This window comes from Chryseobacterium sp. AC405b (assembly GCF_979258685.1).
In genome coordinates this window covers 1700781-1719268 of sequence record NZ_OZ409877.1, presented here as the reverse complement: position 1 = coordinate 1719268, position 18488 = coordinate 1700781, and the positions used below count along the sequence as shown (strand labels likewise).

Sequence of the window (18488 nt, the reverse complement as noted above, 5' to 3'; positions counted from 1 at the left end):
ATATAAGTATGAACAAAAAAGTCTTTCATATCATTTCATTTTTAGTTACAGCATTTCTTCTGGCTTCATGTCAGTCTCAAAATGTAGTAACCAAAAATAAAGTCGATAAGAAAGTCACTCATATTTACCTCATCGGCGATTCTACAATGGCAGATTACACCGGAGATTATGAGCCTGGAAAAGATTACATGAAAGTGCGATATCCCATTACAGGATGGGGACAGGTTTTTCAGTCTTTTTTTGTAAAAGACAGTTTAAAAGGTTTAACAGCATTAAAAGATTCAGTACAAATTATCAACCGGGCACATGGCGGAAGAAGTACGAGGACTTTTTTTCAGGAAGGAAGATGGCGATATGTTTATGAAAATCTGCAACCAAATGATTACGTCATCATGCAGTTTGGTCACAACGATGGTTCAGAAAAACATACAGAACGGTATGTGAATATTCAGGGCTACAAAGAATTTTTAAGATTATTCGTAACCCAGACTCTGCAGAAAGGCGGAAAACCGATAATTCTCACTCCGGTTGCAAGAAACTATCCCTGGAAAGAAGGAAAATTAGAAAATATTCACGGAGAATACTGGCAGGCTCCGATCGATATTGCGAAGGAAATGAATGTTCCTTACATCGATTTAAATAAATTATCAATGAATTTTTTCACCAGAAAAGGTCAAGACTATGTAACCAGTCATTATTTTATGAATTTTCCGGAAGGAATTTATGAAGCTTATCCTAAAGGACAGAAAGACAACACGCACTTTCAGACCGAAGGAGCAAAAGTAACCGCACAGATGGTGTTCACCGAATTGAAAAATATAATTAAACTAAATAATAAATAATGAAGAAGTCATTCAAAATAGTTGCTCTCATTGCAGCGATGATGTTTTCGGGACAGACATACGCACAAAACGTAGACATTTACAAAAATATTGAATTTAAAATGCCGCAGGTTGCGGAAACATCTTTTCCTGCAAACACAGTTTCCATTAAAGATTATGGTGGTATTTCTGGTGGAAAAGTTAAAAATACAGAAGCTTTCAAAAAAGCAATCGATGCATTGGTAAAAAAAGGTGGCGGCAAACTGGTTGTTCCCAGAGGAATGTGGCTGACTGGTCCTATCGAATTAAAAAGCAATATCAATCTTCATGTAGAAAAGGGCTCTTTTTTGGTTTTCAGTAAAGATAAAAATGATTATCCTTTGGTGGATGTAAGTTTTGAAGGTTTAGAAACGATCCGTTGTACCTCTCCTATCAATGCCAAAAATGCCAAAAACATAGCCATCACCGGAAAAGGTGTGATTGATGGCAGTGGTGATGCATGGAGAGCCGTTAAAAAAAGTAAACTGGCAGAAGGTGAGTGGAAAAAATTTGTATCATCCGGCGGTGTTCTATCTGCAGACGGAAAAACTTGGTTTCCATCAGAAAGTTATAAAAAAGGATTTGAAAGCAGCTCAAATTTTAATGTTCCGGACAAAATTTCAAAATCAGATTTAGAATCTGTAAAAGATTTTCTACGTCCGGTAATGGTAAGTTTGGTAGGATGTGATCAGGTTCTTTTAGACGGCCCTACTTTCCAGAATTCTCCCGCATGGAATCTTCATCCGTTGATGTGCTCGAATGTTATTTTAAGAAATCTTACGGTAAGAAATCCTTGGTATTCTCAGAACGGTGACGGTGTAGATTTAGAATCTTGTAAAAATGTTTTGATCTATGACAATACTTTTGATGTGGGTGATGATGCGATCTGTATAAAATCCGGAAAAGATCTGGACGGAAGAAAAAGAGGAATGCCTACCGAAAATGTAATCATTAAAAACAATGTAGTGTACCACGGTCACGGAGGTTTCGTTATCGGCAGCGAAATGTCGGGAGGCGCAAGAAACATCCATGTTTCAGATTGTACCTTTATCGGCACAGACATTGGTCTCCGTTTCAAAACTACTCGGGGAAGAGGTGGTGTGGTAGAAAATATTTATATTAAAAATATTGATATGATTGATATCCCTACACAGACGATTGGCTTTAATATGTTCTACGAAGGAGCTTCTCCTGTTTTGGAAGACGGACAAAAATCTGAAGGCAATAAAGTTCCTGAAAAAGTATTTCCGGTAACAGAAGAAACACCGGTTTTCAGAAATATTTATTTTAAAAATATCAATGCGGTAAATTCTTATGAAGCACTTACCATCAACGGTTTGGCTGAAATGAATATTAAAAACATTGTGATTGAAGACTCTCAGTTTGACACCAAAAAAGCTTTAACAATAGTTGATGCAGACGGTATTACATTAAAAAATGTAAAATTAAATTATACTGAAGGTACTGGTGCAGTGATTTACAACAGTAAAAATATAGATCTTTCAACTTTGCAGTTGACATCATCTCAAAAGCCAACCATTAAGGTTTTAGGTGCTAAAACTTCGGCAGTAAAACTTCCGAAAGAAGTAAAAGGCGAGCAATTGCAGATTTCGAAAGAGATTGCAAAAAATGCAGTTAAATAATTTTATTTGAATATGAGTTTTCACAAACTATATTTTCTTTTTGTTTTTTTTGTAGGAGCAAAAGCATTCGGACAGATAAAGCCGAATGCTTCTCCTTACACCAACGAAGCAACCTACGAAAAACTAAAAAAGAAACATCCTTTCATCACTCCTTTGAACAGACCTGTTCCGCAAAATATCCGGATCGATAAAGACGTGGAATACGCCAATATCAACGGATTGTCATTAAAAGCAGATATCTATTATCCTCTTGATCAATCAAACAGGCATCCCGGAATTGCTTTGGTTCATGGGGGCGGCTGGATTTCCGGAAGTAAAGAAAACGAAAAATATATGGCTCAGGAATTGGCTGCAAAAGGGTATGTTGCCATTGCAGTCGGTTATCGTCTGAGTGAAGTGGCAAAATATCCGGCAGCAATAGATGATGTGGAAAGTGCCCTTCAGTTTTTAAAGAAAAATAAAAAAAAATATTTTTTAGACCCGAAGAAAATCGCAGTTTTGGGAGAATCAGCAGGAGCACAAATTGCTACGTTGGTTGGGGTAAAATCTAAAGGTAAAATAAAAGCTATTGTGAACATAGACGGAATTGTCTCGTTCATTCATCCAGAAGCCGAAGAAAGCACTTATGCAGCATTCTGGCTGGATGGCGACAGAAATGTGAATCTCAAAAACTGGACAGATGCCTCACCTTTGGAATTTGTAAATAAAAATACACCTCCTACCCTTTTCATCAACAGTTCACAGCCCCGCTTTCACGCCGGACGGGATGATATGATGAAAAAATTGAGGAGTTTTAATATTCCGACAGAGTTTCACGAAATAAAAGATACGCCCCACTCATTCTGGTCTGCTGAACCCTGGTTTACAGAAACATTCAATTTGACGGTTAACTTTTTAGATAAAACATTAAAATAAGACTGAAACTGAAGTTAAGTTTAAATAAAGATGAGAAATTTATGAAGAAATTAATTTTAATATGGTTCATTTCTGCAGCCAACTTTCTTTTTGCCGGAACAGATCCGTATATCACGATCACTGTTGCCAAAGACGGAAGCGGAGAATTTACATCCATTCAGAAAGCCATTACTTCAATTCGGGATTTGGGTCCCGGAGAAGCTTTGGTAAAGATAAAAGCAGGCACTTATCACGAAAAAATTGTTATTCCGTCCTCAAAACATAAGATAACTTTACAAGGCGAAAATAAAGAAAACACCATTATCACAAACGATGATTATTCCGGAAAACCGGATGCTTTAAACGAGAAAATGACTACGTTCAATTCGTACACGCTTTTGATCATGTCGGATGATATTAAAATTTTTAATTTAACCATTCAAAATAGTTCTTGCAATCAGGGACAGGCAGTTGCCCTACATGTAGAAGGTGACCGGTTTGTGATGAAAGATTCTAAAATTTTGGGTTGTCAGGATACCATTTATACAGGAGGAAATCACAGCAGACAGTATTACGAAAACTGTTATATTGAAGGAACAACGGACTTTATTTTCGGTTCAGCAACAGTTGTTTTTAAAAATTGTATCATTAAAAGTTTAGCCAATTCTTTTATTACTGCTGCTTCAACAGATCAGTCTAAGCAATTTGGTTATGTATTTTTTGATTGCAGATTGATTGCAAAAGATGACATTACAAAAGTATTCCTCGGAAGACCCTGGAGACCGTATGCAAAAACAGTCTTCATCAATACAGAAATGGGAAAACACATCCTTCCCGAAGGCTGGAATTCCTGGAAAGGTGACAAAATGTTTCCTGATAAAGATAAAACCGCATATTACGCAGAATTCAAAAGTAAAGGTGAAGGGGGAAATATCTCTCAAAGAGTTGCCTGGTCACATCAATTGACAAAAAAAGAAGCAAAAAAATACACCATCAAAAATATTTTCAGCGATTGGAATCCTAATATGAGTAATAAGTAATGGGTAATGAATCATTATTACTGCAATAACGACATAGGAAAATGGAGCGTTAAGAAAATTAATTCTGTGAACGTTAAGAAAAATCTATTGTTTGAAGCGCGACACAAATTATAAAATCAATTCAACAATACTTATTCAAATTTTTAAAGCGTTTAGTATTAGAAATGTCATGCTGAGCTTGTCAGAGCTAAAAAATCAATTTATACAATGAAAAAAATACTTTTAATTCTAAGTTTCGTAATTTCAGTAGTATCGTCAGCACAGAAAAAGCCTACTTTATTTTTAATTGGCGATTCTACCATGTCAAATAAAGATAATCCCGATAAAAATCCTGAACACGGTTGGGGACAAGTTTTACCACAATTTTTAACAACAGGTATTGAAATTCAAAATCACGCAATGAACGGACGAAGCTCAAAAAGTTTCCGAACAGAAGGCAGATGGGACAAAGTGGAGAAACAGCTTAAAAAAGGCGATTTTGTCATCATTCAGTTTGGACATAATGATCAGAAACTGAAAGACTCAACAAAATTTACAAATCCTCATACCCAATACAGAGCCAATCTCGAAAGATATGTGAATGAAACCAGGGCAAAAGGAGCAACACCCATCCTGATGACATCCATCACAAGAAGAAATTTTAATGAAAATGGAGTTTTGATTGATACTCACACAGATTATCCTTTGATGGTAAGAATGGTTGCCGATAATATGAAGGTGGATTTTGTAGATATGCAATTACTGACCGAGCAGATGGAAATTTCTTACGGTCCGGAGAATTCAAAAAAACTTCATTTATACTTTAAAGAAGGTGAAAATGCATATTACACTAAAGATAAAGCTGATGACACGCATTTATCAAAACTAGGTGCAGAGACGGTTGCAAAACTGGCTTTGAAGTCTTTGAAAGGTCTAAAGACCGGTTTAGAAAAATATATAAAATAGTCTAACACAAAATAAAATGAATTTCAAAAAAGAATCATTCTTCGATGGTAATTCCGAATGGGAAAATTTAGGAAACGGTGTTTCACGACAATTTGTAGGATACAATTCTCAGATTATGATGGTCATCGTAAAATTTGAGAAAGACGCAATCGGAGTTTTACATCAGCATTTTCACTCGCAGATCACATATGTTGCTTCAGGTCAATTTGAAGTAACTGTGGACGGTGAAACAAAAATCTTACATCAAGGCGACGGATTTTTTGCCCAGCCCAATATTTTTCATGGGGTAAAATGTTTGGAAGCAGGTCAGTTAATTGATTCTTTTACACCTTTCAGAGAAGATTTTCTAAAAGATTAATTCTAATCATTCGAGGATTTTTTTTAATATCTAAAATTACCAGCCATGAAAAAAACGGTTTTCTTACTTATGATTTTACTTTTTAATCAGTTCTCAGCTCAGGAAAAAATCATCGTCTGGCCAAAAGGTCAGATGCCCAATTCCAAAGGGCTGCAATTGAAGACAGAAGAAAAAGACGGCAGAATTGTACAATTAAAGGAAACTGAACTTTTCGCATTCTTACCACCTAAAGAAGACAGAAAACAGATGGCAGTAATCGTAATTCCTGGTGGCGGATATTATAAACTTACTTACGATCTTGGGGGTTACCAAATTGCAAAATGGTTTAATACGTTGGGAATTTCTGCTTTTGTTCTAAATTACAGACTCCCCACTTCGCCCGATTTAAAACAGAAAGAAATCGCTCCTTTACAGGATATTCAGGCGGCGATCAAATACATCAGAAAAAACGCTTCACAATATGGTATTTCGCCCGATCAGATTGGTGTGATAGGTACTTCTGCAGGAGGACATCTTGCTGCGACAGTGAGTAATATTTCTACAGATTACACAGAATTAAAAGGCGATTGGGAAGGTATTTCTACCATTCCTAATTTTGCTATTCTGGTGTCTCCTGTTATTGATCTGGGAGAATTTGCACACGTAGGAAGCCGCAACAGTTTACTTGGCGAAAATGCTTCACCGGAAAAAATCAGCGAATATTCTATGCAAAACCGGGTAACAGAAAAAACACCTCCTACCATTTTATTTCATGCACAAAATGACCGTACAGTTCAGGTTACCAACAGCATTCTTTATTATCAGGCAATGACAAAAAACAAAGTAAAAGGCGCGATGTTTATTTTTCCTGAAGGTGAACATAAAATAGGTATTACAAACAAATCTGAACTGACAGACAACTGGAAAAAACTATGCTCAGACTGGCTTAAAACGCTCATTAATAAATGATAATTTAAAAAATTATAACAATTAAATGAAATCATGCGTAAAAACATTCAACATAAAAACTTTTTACTGGCTTGTGGATTATTGATTTCAGTTTTCACATTTGCACAACAGAATTTAAAATTAACTTACAACACACCTGCAGAAAACTGGAATGAAGCTCTTCCCATCGGAAACGGAAAATTGGGTGCAATGGTTTTTGGGGTTGCAACTCAGGAACACCTTCAATTGAATGAGGAAACGATCTGGGCAGGTGAACCCGGAAATAATGTTCCGAAAAATACTTTTGACAGCATTCAGAAAGTCAGACAACTCATTAATGAAGGAAAATATGAAGCCGCACAGGATTTAACAAACAAAACCTATCCAAGACAAGCACCAAAAAATTTAAATTACGGAATGCCGTATCAGACGATGGGAGATTTGTTCTTAGATTTTAAAGGTCATGAAAATTATAAAAACTACAACCGCACTTTAGATATTGAAAAAGCAATCAGCACTGTTTCTTATGAAGTGAATGGAGTGACTTTTAGGCGTGAAATTTTCTCCTCATTTGCCCATAATGTGATCATGATCAGATTATCTTCCAGTAAAAAAGGAAGCTTACATTTCAACATCAATGCGTCTACTCCCCATTTGAAAAAATCTATTTTCACAGAGAAAAATAACTTGATCATCAACGGAACAAGCAGTTCGGTTGATAATAAAATCGGAAAAATTAATTTCAAAACGGTGATATTTCCTGTTCTGAAAGGAGGGAAACTGACGTCTATACAAGATCAACTTGAAATAACAGACGCTGATGAAGTCATAATTTATGTTTCCATTGCAACCAATTTCAAAAAATACAATGACCTTTCCGGAAATCCTGATGAAAGAGTTTCAGAATATTTAAATAAAACTACAAGCAAAAAGTTCGATGATGAATTGAAAGCTCATGTTGAAAAATATCAAAAATATTTTAACCGGGTACGTTTATATTTAGGAACAACTGAACAGGTAAAAAAGACAACTGATATCAGGATAAAAGAATTCCGGAACTCAAATGATCCTGATTTGGTAGCTCTGTATTTTCAGTTTGGCCGCTATCTTTTAATTTCGTCATCACAACAGGGAACTCAGCCAGCCAATTTGCAGGGAATCTGGAATTATCAGTTGAATCCTGCATGGGATAGCAAATACACGGTTAATATCAATACAGAAATGAATTATTGGCCTGCCGAAAACACCAACCTCAGCGAAATGCACGAGCCTTTGTTTGATATGATTCAGGATTTGTCGGTGACCGGAAAGGAATCTGCTAAAGAAATGTACCATGCAAGAGGCTGGAACATGCATCACAACACTGATCTCTGGAGAATCACAGGAATTGTTGACGGCGGTTTCTACGGAATGTGGCCCATGGGTGGAGCATGGCTTACCCAGCACATTTGGAATCATTATTTATACACCGGAGATAAGAAATTTTTGAAAAAATATTATGAAGCTTTAAAAGGCTGTTCTGTGTTTTATTTAGATGTTCTGCAGCAGGATCCTTCAAAAAAATATCTGGTCGTTTCACCATCAATGTCTCCCGAAAATAAATATTTCAAAAATGTAAGCATCACAGCAGGAACAACGATGGATAATCAGTTGATTTTTGATGTGTTTAATAATTTTATTAATGCTTCAACAATTTTAAATCAGGATAAAAGCCTTTCGGATGAAATAAAAACAGCTTTAAGCAAACTTCCCCCTATGCAAATCGGGCAGCACAATCAGTTGCAGGAATGGCTGACCGATATGGACAGAACCAATGATAAACACAGGCATATTTCGCATTTATATGGATTGTTTCCTTCGGGACAGATTTCGCCTTTCAGAAACGCAGAGTTAGCTGAAGCAGCAAAAAATTCAATGATTTACCGTGGTGATAAATCTACAGGCTGGTCGATGGGGTGGAAAGTTAATTGGTGGGCAAGACTATTAGACGGAAACCGGGCTTTTAAGCTTATTTCAGACCAATTATCACCTGCTCCTGTTGACAACAAAGGAGAATCCGGCGGTACGTATCCTAATTTACTAGATGCGCATCCGCCGTTCCAGATTGATGGAAATTTTGGCTGTACTTCAGGGATTGCAGAGATGCTTTTGCAAAGCTACGATGGTTATTTATATATTTTGCCGGCACTTCCGGATGCTTTACCACAAGGTTCTGTAAAAGGTTTGAAAGCGAGAGGTGGTTTTGAAGTTGATCTGGAATGGAAAAATTCTACATTAACGAAACTGACTGTGAAATCTTCTTTGGGAGGCAATGCGAGAATCAGATTAGGAAACGATGTGCAGCTTCAATCCAAAACCCAGTTAAATCCTGCGACCGGCGAAAATCTGAACGAATATTATCAGGTAAATGCTATTAAAACACCTTTAAAATCTACGGGATCAGCTTTGAAGGAATTCGCTGTGAAGCAAACTCAGCTTTTTGATTTTAAAACTGAAAAAGGTGGTGTTTATATCTTTAAAGCGAAATAATTTTTTCCCTAAGATGGCACGGATTCACTGATGTTTATATTTAAAATCTTTGGGATCTGCGGGAGCATTATATTTTAGGCTCTCCCGAATTTTGCGCATTCAGGAGATTCTTTAAATCACAAAATCTGCATAAAAAACTGCACAAAAAATCCTGACACTTTTCTGCGTCAGGATTTCGTCTTATATCAAACCTTATAAGTTTAAAAACTATGAGGTTTCTTTTGTTATTGTGTCAAATTATTTTTCTTCAGCCACTTTTGATATTCGTTGTTAATCAGTTTCGTTCCCGATTCGTTGTACCAGCTGTAGCCCATTCTGCGTTCTTCTGATACTTCTTCGTAGTTGAACTTCACACTTCCGTCACGGTCGCCAAAGACCGGTTTGTTGGTAGGAATATCATAAAATCTCGCCCAGACTGTTGATCCTTCTTTTTTACTTAGAGTACGCACTGCTTTTCCGTTTACATTTGAAACCTCATACATATAGCCATCGATTTTTCTTTCTTTAAACCATTGTACTGCACATTTTATTGATTTTTCGATCTCAGGATTTACAGGTTGCATCATCAGAAACTTTACAATATTTACCGATTCTCCGGTGGCTAGTGACATCGGTTCAAAAGATCTGGCTTTTTCAGGTTTTAAAGTAATTTCATTATACTGATCTGCCCATATAGACAATTTACCGTTTTGTATAATCTGAGTTTTCAAAATACATCCAATTCCTTTTTGCAAAGCGGTTTTTGACTTTTCTTTTAATTGAGAATTTACAGTGTCAAAACCATCTTTTCCTTCAGAAATTTTGTTAAAAATCGTCAATACATTAATCATCGCATTATCATTATACGTCACCTGCTTTCTGTAAATCGATGAGTTGGGAAAATACTGAGGAAAACCACCATTATCATATTGCATAGAAAGCAGATATTCAATTCCTTTTTCTGCTGATTTTAGATAGGCAGGATTTTTTGTCGATTGATAGGCTTTGATTAAACCATTAATTTCTTTTGTAGTTGCATTATTATCAATGGTTGCAAAATCATTGTCAGCCGTTTTGATTATTTTTAAAAGTTTAGGATCAATCTTTTTAGTATAATCTACATTTTGTTTATCACTGGTATGTTTTCCCCAACCACCATTTGGCAGCTGATAAACCATCATTTTTTCGGCTAAAGTATCTTTTACCTGTGCAAAAGATGCAGTTGTTATCAGACAGAATGAAGCTATCGTCAATTTTATATTTATCATTTTAAATTTATTTAATAGAAATTAGTAACGGATTGGCAATAAGCTGAGCTTGTTTTTTCAATAAGCTTTCCCAATCTTTTTGTGTTTTTATCTGTCTGCTTTTCTGCCATGCAAATCCTGCGTAATACGTCAGTTTTTTCTGAGGTTTTGTTACAACCAGCAAATTACTCTGATCAGGAGTTTCAGATTTGAAAGCTATTGATTTTTCAATAATTTTCGGATCAACTACAATACCTTCACCTACAAAAGCATCGTCAATTTTTTCCCAATGCAGGTAATATCCGTTTTTATCATTGAGTTTGCTTTCTCCTTCGTTTTTGTGAAGTGTGATTCCGATCGTGTAATTCGGGGCAGATCTTTCAGATTCAAAAGTTGATTCAAACTTAGAAAAATTTGAGCCGAGATCAAGAGAAATTCTTTTTGTTTCTTTCACTCCAAATTCACTCCATGGAGCATAAGTTAATTCGAAAACCGTTCTTAGCGGACCTTCTGCAATGGTTCTTGAAGTCACGAAATTTTGTGAGACCTGTAATTTTTCATCTTTCCATATTCCGATTCCGCCTGTTCCACGGCTGTCTCCTACGTGATACGGGTCGTAACCTTCACCTCTCGTGTCTTTGTGGTAATACATCGGATCAGTTAAATAACCTTTGTACCAATCATTAATAACAGATTTTTCGGTTCTTTTTAACCAAATATCAACTCCGCTGGACAATGTACTTCCTTTTACTTTAGCCAAAGCTTCTGCCTGACCTTTCGGGCCATAAACCCGGAACGCAATTTTATCATTTTCCCAGGTATAATCGTCAACTCTTTCCGGAACCAGTCTTGAATAAGTTGTCAATTCACTTTTGGGAACTGGCGTTTTTGAATCTGCAACAATCGTATATTTTGCGGTTTTTTTTGCATCAATTTTTGTCTGAAAAAGAAGATCGTCACTTCTACCGTCGCCATCAAAATCCACCCACTGTATCGGAAGATACTGATTCTGAGCATTTTTTATTCTTAACTCTGATTCTTTATTTTGATTTAAAAAAGATTTCAATTGACTGACAGAAATTGAAACTACTTCATTTCTTGAAAAATCCTGAGTATTTTTCACCTGAATTGAAGATTGAGCTGATGCGAGATTAACACCAACAATGCAATCGATTGCGCATATCAATCCGAAAACTGATTTTTTGCTTACATACATCTTATATAGTTTTTGTAAAAATAACAAAATTATCGAATATCCGTTGATGAAAGTATTGTAAATTTTGTTAAATAATTTTAAGTTTGATTCTATTTTGATGTAAATGTTAAGTGGAATTTCAGATAAATATTGATTTTAATTTGTTCCTAAAGACATTTTACAGCCTTTTAATTTCATTCGTTTTAAAATTTATTCTAAAATGATGTGCCGGTTCTCCGGAAGAAAGCTTATTTAAGATATTAAAAAAAGTGGTAAGCTGAAGAAGAAAATCATCTTTGGTATTCAATTTTTCGAAGTTTTTATTCAAAATTTCAAACTGTAAAAGTCTTTCTTTAGGAATGTCCTTTTTTGCCAGTTCATCTGCTGATTGCAATTGATACAAATTCAGTAAGGCGTCTTCAAAATTCCAATTTCTATATTTTTTTGAATCTTTAAGGGTTGACTTTTTATTGTTTAGACTTAAAAAAAGTAAATATTCGCCGGAAAGTTTTTGAGCCTTTTCTATAAAATCTTTTGGCCAGTCTGAAGGAACAAATCTCATTCGCACCAATTCTTTTAAATGAAATAAAGTGAAATCGTGATAATTTTTAGTCTTTAGAATATCAGCGTTCCAAATATCTTTTGTATCCCCGCTTTTTAAGGCTTCGAATTCCTTTTTATACAACGGGAAAAGTTCATCAAACCTTGGAACATGGGTGATAGAAACCGTTTTTACCTCAAACTGACCCTTCGAATTTACAGTCAGAATTGTATATCCCGGAAGATAAGCCGCCAATGACGGAACCTGAATATTGACCAGCATTTTCCCGTTTTCAAATTTTTTCACTCCGGTATCATTGATGTGCATATGACCAGCAAAATGCAATTTTATACCAGCTTCAGAAAAAACCTCAGCAACTTCGTTGATTGGAACTCTCTCCAGCTGCCATTTATTTTTGCCTAATAAATTCTTAATATCAGCAGAAGCTCCGTCATTAAAATCCAACATCGGATAATGTGTAAAAGCTATCAATACTTTACCTTTTTTCTCTGCTTCCTGAGAAATATTCTTAACCCATTCAATGAGGTGCTTTTTATTTGATAAGACCTTGTTGTACCCAACAGATGCGCCTTGAAAATTATCCGGATCTTTAGGATTTCCTTTGATGTTTTTGGGTAAATACGTGTTTCCGTCAATCGCCAAAAGCCAGATTCCATCAACTGGCTCTACAACATAACTTAGATCTGGTATCACAAAACCCGGACTGACTTCGTACATCCGTTTGGTATAATCTGAACTTTTTAAAGCATTTTCAAAATTATAATTCTCATAAAAGTCTTTATCAAAAGGGGTCTGCCAGAATACATCATTTCTGGAAGGTAAAAATCCGAATTCTTTTAACTCGTTCATAATTTCAAGATAACCGGACATAGCGATATCTTTCGTTATAATGGTTTCCACATTCTTATTTTGAACTAAATTCTTATCACTAAAAATATTGAACGGACTTCCATTTTCGCCTAAAAAATCAGATTTACCTCCATTTTTCAAAAATGGGCTTACCGGATCATGGTTTCCTGTTGTGATAAAAAACCTCATCCCATATTTGTGCTGATATTCATTGAGGATATGCTTAAGTCCTCGCAGATTATAGGCTTGTCCGTCATCTGTGTAATCTCCGGGAAGAGCGACTAACTTAATCCCTCTTTTTGCAACGTCATCCAATGCCGCTAAAAATGCAAAATAATTTTCATTAAAAATTCTTGTAGAATGCAGCTGTGAATCCATCGTTCTCAGCAGAGTTTTCTTTTTGGTTTGAGGATTTTCAACTCCTTTGAAAGAGTTATCTGAAAAATCACCGTACAAATCCTGAAAATGGACATCCGCAAGAAAAGCAATCTGAATAGGTTTTTGCTGAGCATTTAACGTTTCCAAAAAAAATAAAAAAAGAAAGAAAAAAGCATTTGAAATGTTTCGCCAAAACTGAAAATTTTAATTCTTGAAAAGTAGCGTTTTCGTATCAATTGAATGTTGCCGCAAGTTTATTTTTGTTTTAAGTTTACAACGTCTGTAAAATAAGAACACTACCATTACTGAGAGTGTTAAATATAAATTTGATTCAGTTTAAAACTCAAATTCACCAATCAGGATCCCTTCCTTATCACCACGATCTGAGTCAGTTTTATTTTGGAAAACCACCACTTTTCTCTCCTGCTTTCCGGTTGCATAATTGATGAAAACCTCTGCCATAATCGCTGTTGATCCAGAGATACTTACTTGATTTTCGCCAAAGAAATTGGTTTCAATTTTATATTTTCCTTTGATTGCTTTTTTCAGTAAAAATTGCTCCGGACCGAAGCCACTGGTAAAATCGTTACTCAATCTTCCACCGATTTTTGTTTCGTTGTTAGAATACATACAGCGCTCGCCGTTAGGATCTGTTACCCAAAGATCAATATCAGTATTGTCTTTATTCCAATTGATAACAACACGAATATTCACAGGCAACTCTGCAATAATCTTGGGATTGATGTTTTTTACATTCAATTGATTTTTATGATTTGTAATCAACTGATTGATTTCCATTAAAATAATTTCCTCAATACCGTCATCTCTGTCTGCCAATTCTTGGGTGTAAGACTGCGTAAGAACTTTGTACAAATTTTCTAAAGCTGACTGATACTGCTTATTATCTTCTAATGCCAATGCATAATCTCTGTAACTTTGCGGGTCAAAAGGTCTCCATTCTAAAACTTTTTGGGTAACCCAAAGCTGTTTATCAAAGACCTCTGACTGTTTCAGTTTGTAAGCTAATAATTTATATAATTCTTCATTTTCAATATCCAAATCTGCAATAGAACTCAATACTTTTAATCGTAATTTTTTATCATTATTTTTAAACAGCAATTGAGCAATATCAAAATAAAATTGAGGGGTCTCCTCGTAATCTTTTCTGTATTTTAAATAGGTTTGATATATATCTGCAGACTTTTTTAAAGATTCAAAAAACTTCATATATTCTGCATCAGATTTTACATCGACTGCAATAATCCTTCCGCTGTTTACTACTTCTTCAATTTGTGTTTCTTTGGAAATTGATTGTATACCCCGCACTGAAACCTGCACTCCTGCCGCCTGCCCCTGAAGCGCCTGAACTGTAGGCATACTTCTTTCGGCACTTGCCAACGCTCTTGCGGATATAGCCTGAGAAGCCTGACCTTCTCTCGTTGCCATTGATGATGCTGGCGGACTAGCTTCAACTTTTGGAGCAGCCACCGGTTCGGAAATTACATTTTGAATAATCTCAATGCTTTCATCCGGGACATTATTGAAGCCTGCATCTGCGTTTGCGGAATTCGGTTTTGGATAAGATTTTGCTATCACGCTAAAATCTGTCTTCCACCAATTTTTTAGACGCTCCGCCATTTCTTCGGAATCCGTCATTATATCCTGCACTCGTTCTTCTCGCTCTTTTCTATTATTTTTTACAATTTCGTTATATTCAGTTTGCAATTCAGCCGGCGGAGGAATATGGTAACATACATAATCGTTTACATCTTCCAAAACCATTAAGCTCATATTGTTGCTTACCAAACCAAATTGTCTGCTGATATTTTTAATTTCTTCTTTATTCTTTTTATCAAAAATTTCCAGTTCGTTCAGTTTTTTCTGCGCCCAAAATTTTGAAATTTCCCAATCTTTTACCGATTGCTTTTCTGTATTTAGAGAAATAATTTTGGTTTCCGTAACTTCATTCCCATATCCAAATAAAATTTTTACAGTCGATTGATTTCCTTTCAAAATTCCCGTTAACACAAAATCCCGAGAAATACTTTGTGGCAAAGCCGGATAAATCTCAGATATAGAAGCATTGTTTTCTACACCCAAAAACTTCAAAGTTTGGTACAAGATTTTGCGAATCTCTTTTTTGGGATCATTTTCATTTAAATTTAAAAATTCTCCGCCTGTTTTGGTACTAATAAATTTTAATTGATTAAAATTCGATTTATTGGATGCGGCAATGGTGTAAACGGGCTTTTCCCAAGGTAACTGCAAATCTCCAAAAGATGACATTCCATCTGTGAAAAATAAAATTTCATCTCCTTTTATTTGTTTTAACTGACTGAAATCGGTTCCGCCATCGTAAATTGTTTGAGATAGATAGCTTTTTAAATCTATCCAATTTCCATTATTTATTTTAAAACTTTTCCCTTCATCAAATGTATTGTTGATGAAGTATACTTTGACAGAGAGATTTTTATTAACTTTAAAATATTCATCCAACAGGGCAAACTCCTTGTCATGGTCTCCTTTGAAACCGCTTAAAGAATTATCCCAAACTATTGCAATTTTAGTAGACAGTTTTTTAGTTCTTTCATCAGGATTAATTCCAATATTAGCAAAGAAATAAGATGAGTTATCTGATGCTTTCTGAATTAAAATATTCTCACTTCTATCATTCTGTGGAAAACTAATTTTAAGATTTTGTGAAGGTTTATAATTGGTTTTATGTGTTTCGGCAGTCCATACATTTCCGTTATTCACAAACTGAAAGCTTCCATCAGGTTTTTCTTCTAATTTTGGAGAAATCTGAGTTTGAAAAATCATCGTCTTCAATTTAAAATCAGGAATTTGATAATCAAAATTCAGTGGCAAGAAGACTGATACTGATTCCCAGATTTTTTCAATTCATAATTGTAGGAAATCTGAACTGTTCTCTCGCCACCATTGCCATTGATGGGATAAATTCTGGTTCTGAAATTATTGCCTTCCACTTTTTCTAAAATTCCGGGATCGACATTTCTTTTTTGGATGGTTTCAAAGACTTCTTTTGCTTTTTCCTTTTCTACAGGAACTGCATTTCGTAATTTACCATTGATATCAATCGCATAACCGCTCACATTTACCCCTTCCGGAAGCGGAAAAGTTAATCTTCCTTCCATCAATCTGTTGGAGTTATTTCTATAAACCATCGTGATGGTATTCGTCGAAATGTTTCCAATAATTTTAGTTTCAATATTCAGTTTTTGGAGAACAACTTGATTATTTTTTCCAAAACCACCCTTTGCGTCTGGAGTCTCTATCACTGGAATCTGTGCCCAGCATACCATCGGAAACCATATTAGAAGTAAAAGCCATAAATTTTTCATATCATCAACGCTTGAAGTTTAACAAATGTAATTATATATATTGATGCAGCAATTAGGAAGAAGGTTGGAAATAAAGAATTTTATTTATCAATAGAAACCCAAAAAAAACACCTACATTTCTGTAAGTGCTTGATTTAAAAAGTGGTTCCACCTGGGCTCGAATATTTTTTATTTTTTCCTTTATTTATGGGGCTTTCAAGCATTGTGATTTTAAAAGGGGGCGATTTAGGGATTATTTTAACTTTTGGATAGACTTTTAACAACCTCTTTAAAACTATTTAATGTGCTTTCTAAACTATCAATTATTTCTTGTGCTAATATTTCAGGCTCGGGCAAACTATCTAAGTCAATATAATTATCATCTTTGAGCCAAAAAATATCAAAATTAATTTTATCCCTTAGCATGATTTCATTGTAACTATACTTCCTAAAACGTCCATTAGGATTATCTCTACTCCATGTTTCTAATGTATTATCTTTATCTTCTGAAAGGTAACATTCCACAAATGGTATTAAATTTTCATATTTTAAAACTTGCTTTTTCAGAGTGTGGTGTATATTTGTTCTGTAATCATAAAACCAGACTTCTTTTGTTGATGGTTTTTTATCAATCTTTTTCTTTTCTAAAAACAGTACATTAGATTTAACACCATTTGCATAAAAAATTCCTGTTGGTAATCTTAAAATTGTATGCAAGTTTGTTTCTTCTAATAGTTTTTTTCTAATTATTTCACCTGCTCCTCCTTCAAACAATACATTGTCTGGTAATACAATTGCAGCTCTTCCATTTTCATCAAGCATAGAAACAATATGTTGAATGAAAGCTAATTGCTTATTACTAGTAGTTGTCCAAAAATCACTTCTATAAAAATATTCATCAAATTCTGCTAATTTTTTATCACTAGTTATATAGTAACTACTACTTTTTCCGAAAGGAGGATTGGCTAATACAATATTTGTTTTTTTTTCGATAGGATTGATTAAACTATCTTCTATATTAATATCAGGTGTTTTTATTAGGTCTCCAATATCATGTAAAAACAAATTCATTAAACATAATCTTGCCGTTGATGGAACAATTTCCCAACCTTTAAAAGTATCGAATTGGAAAAAAATTTTTTGGTCTTTTTCCTCTAATTCTTTCTTAAAATTATTGTTTAAATATTCAATTGCACCTAGAAAAAAACCTCCTGTACCACAACTTGGATCCCAAATAGTTTCTTTAGGTTGTGGTCTAATACATTCCACCATGGCTTTAATCACAGCTCTAGGAGTAAAGTATTGCCCCGCTCCACTACTTTCAGCGCTTTTTTGTAAAAGCGATTCGTAAATATCTCCTTTTATATCTACAGACTCAGATACCCAAGTTTCCTCATTAATTAAATCTATTAGCTTTCTTAGTTTTTTATGGTCATGTATTTTATTTTGTGCACCGTAAAATATCTTGCCTAACATTCCTCCTTGCTCTGAAAGTGTAGTTAGTAGATTGAAATAGTCTGTTGTTAAATTATCTTCTTCATGAGAAGATAGAAATTGCCAACTGCATCTATTTGGAATGTTGAAATTTCTATTATAAGGAGGCTGAGAGTATTCATCAGCCATCTTTAGAAATAACAAAAATGTAAGTTGCTCTACATAGTCACTGTAACTTACTCCATCATCTCTTAATGTATCACAAAATGACCAAATTTTGGCTACTAAGTTATTTGTTGTCATTATA

General features: G+C 34.8%; 14 protein-coding genes. 8 read left to right on the top strand and 6 right to left on the bottom strand.

Annotation, left to right across the window (positions count from 1 at the left end; all coding sequences use genetic code 11):
* The first annotated feature begins 8 nt into the window (after nt 1-8).
* The 8 genes from ACZZZA_RS08350 to ACZZZA_RS08315 all read left to right on the top strand — a co-directional run bounded on the left by ACZZZA_RS08350 (nt 9) and on the right by ACZZZA_RS08315 (nt 9196).
* Entirely contained in the window at nt 9-842 is an 834-nt protein-coding gene (locus tag ACZZZA_RS08350; protein WP_463430853.1) for a rhamnogalacturonan acetylesterase, read from the top strand.
* The gene (locus tag ACZZZA_RS08345; protein WP_463430851.1) at nt 842-2503 is read left to right on the top strand and encodes a glycoside hydrolase family 28 protein; all 1662 of its coding nucleotides are present in this window, start codon (nt 842-844) and stop codon (nt 2501-2503) included. Before ACZZZA_RS08350 ends, ACZZZA_RS08345 begins: the two co-directional genes overlap by 1 nt.
* Nucleotides 2504-2515: 12 nt before the next feature.
* Complete coding sequence (locus tag ACZZZA_RS08340; protein ID WP_463430849.1) at nt 2516-3418, top strand: alpha/beta hydrolase; 903 nt, start codon at nt 2516-2518, stop codon at nt 3416-3418.
* 41 nt (nt 3419-3459) lie between these two features.
* The gene (locus ACZZZA_RS08335) at nt 3460-4437 is read left to right on the top strand and encodes a pectinesterase family protein (protein WP_463430847.1); all 978 of its coding nucleotides are present in this window, start codon (nt 3460-3462) and stop codon (nt 4435-4437) included.
* 207 nt (nt 4438-4644) lie between these two features.
* Entirely contained in the window at nt 4645-5382 is a 738-nt protein-coding gene (locus ACZZZA_RS08330) for a rhamnogalacturonan acetylesterase (protein WP_463430845.1), read from the top strand.
* Between the two features lie 16 nt (nt 5383-5398).
* A complete protein-coding gene (locus tag ACZZZA_RS08325; RefSeq protein ID WP_463430843.1) occupies nt 5399-5740 on the top strand; it encodes a cupin domain-containing protein in 342 nt (113 codons plus the stop codon).
* 45 nt (nt 5741-5785) lie between these two features.
* Entirely contained in the window at nt 5786-6688 is a 903-nt protein-coding gene (locus tag ACZZZA_RS08320) for an alpha/beta hydrolase (RefSeq protein WP_463430841.1), read from the top strand.
* 33 nt (nt 6689-6721) lie between these two features.
* Entirely contained in the window at nt 6722-9196 is a 2475-nt protein-coding gene (locus tag ACZZZA_RS08315) for a glycoside hydrolase family 95 protein (protein ID WP_463430839.1), read from the top strand.
* Nucleotides 9197-9420: 224 nt separating this feature from the next.
* Here the strand turns inward: ACZZZA_RS08315 and pelA are convergent, their stop codons facing one another.
* From pelA to ACZZZA_RS08285, 6 genes are all read right to left on the bottom strand, one after another.
* Nucleotides 9421-10443: a pectate lyase gene (gene pelA / locus ACZZZA_RS08310; protein ID WP_463430837.1), complete on the bottom strand. Its 1023-nt coding sequence runs from the start codon at nt 10441-10443 to the stop codon at nt 9421-9423.
* Between the two features lie 7 nt (nt 10444-10450).
* On the bottom strand, nt 10451-11638 hold the full coding sequence (locus ACZZZA_RS08305) for a DUF4861 domain-containing protein (protein ID WP_463430835.1): 1188 nt from the start codon (nt 11636-11638) through the stop codon (nt 10451-10453).
* A gap of 157 nt (nt 11639-11795) precedes the next feature.
* Nucleotides 11796-13553: a metallophosphoesterase family protein gene (locus tag ACZZZA_RS08300; RefSeq protein WP_463430833.1), complete on the bottom strand. Its 1758-nt coding sequence runs from the start codon at nt 13551-13553 to the stop codon at nt 11796-11798.
* Between the two features lie 189 nt (nt 13554-13742).
* Complete coding sequence (locus ACZZZA_RS08295; RefSeq protein ID WP_463430831.1) at nt 13743-16226, bottom strand: DUF2135 domain-containing protein; 2484 nt, start codon at nt 16224-16226, stop codon at nt 13743-13745.
* A 38-nt stretch (nt 16227-16264) separates the two neighbouring features.
* Entirely contained in the window at nt 16265-16768 is a 504-nt protein-coding gene (locus tag ACZZZA_RS08290) for a VIT domain-containing protein (RefSeq protein WP_463430829.1), read from the bottom strand.
* 237 nt (nt 16769-17005) lie between these two features.
* Nucleotides 17006-18484 carry a type I restriction-modification system subunit M gene (locus ACZZZA_RS08285; RefSeq protein WP_463430827.1) on the bottom strand — a complete coding sequence of 493 codons (1479 nt, stop codon included), beginning with the start codon at nt 18482-18484 and terminating at the stop codon, nt 17006-17008.
* Nucleotides 18485-18488: the final 4 nt, after the last annotated feature.

What these genes read in the sequence shown, in the direction of transcription:
- ACZZZA_RS08350 (WP_463430853.1), top strand. Translation starts at nt 9, where the DNA reads ATGAACAAAAAAGTCTTTCATATCATTTCATTTTTAGTTACAGCATTT.
- ACZZZA_RS08345 (WP_463430851.1), top strand. Translation starts at nt 842, where the DNA reads ATGAAGAAGTCATTCAAAATAGTTGCTCTCATTGCAGCGATGATGTTT.
- ACZZZA_RS08340 (WP_463430849.1), top strand. Translation starts at nt 2,516, where the DNA reads ATGAGTTTTCACAAACTATATTTTCTTTTTGTTTTTTTTGTAGGAGCA.
- ACZZZA_RS08335 (WP_463430847.1), top strand. Translation starts at nt 3,460, where the DNA reads ATGAAGAAATTAATTTTAATATGGTTCATTTCTGCAGCCAACTTTCTT.
- ACZZZA_RS08330 (WP_463430845.1), top strand. Translation starts at nt 4,645, where the DNA reads ATGAAAAAAATACTTTTAATTCTAAGTTTCGTAATTTCAGTAGTATCG.
- ACZZZA_RS08325 (WP_463430843.1), top strand. Translation starts at nt 5,399, where the DNA reads ATGAATTTCAAAAAAGAATCATTCTTCGATGGTAATTCCGAATGGGAA.
- ACZZZA_RS08320 (WP_463430841.1), top strand. Translation starts at nt 5,786, where the DNA reads ATGAAAAAAACGGTTTTCTTACTTATGATTTTACTTTTTAATCAGTTC.
- ACZZZA_RS08315 (WP_463430839.1), top strand. Translation starts at nt 6,722, where the DNA reads ATGCGTAAAAACATTCAACATAAAAACTTTTTACTGGCTTGTGGATTA.
- pelA (WP_463430837.1), bottom strand. Translation starts at nt 10,443, where the DNA reads ATGATAAATATAAAATTGACGATAGCTTCATTCTGTCTGATAACAACT.
- ACZZZA_RS08305 (WP_463430835.1), bottom strand. Translation starts at nt 11,638, where the DNA reads ATGTATGTAAGCAAAAAATCAGTTTTCGGATTGATATGCGCAATCGAT.
- ACZZZA_RS08295 (WP_463430831.1), bottom strand. Translation starts at nt 16,226, where the DNA reads ATGATTTTTCAAACTCAGATTTCTCCAAAATTAGAAGAAAAACCTGAT.
- ACZZZA_RS08290 (WP_463430829.1), bottom strand. Translation starts at nt 16,768, where the DNA reads ATGAAAAATTTATGGCTTTTACTTCTAATATGGTTTCCGATGGTATGC.
- ACZZZA_RS08285 (WP_463430827.1), bottom strand. Translation starts at nt 18,484, where the DNA reads ATGACAACAAATAACTTAGTAGCCAAAATTTGGTCATTTTGTGATACA.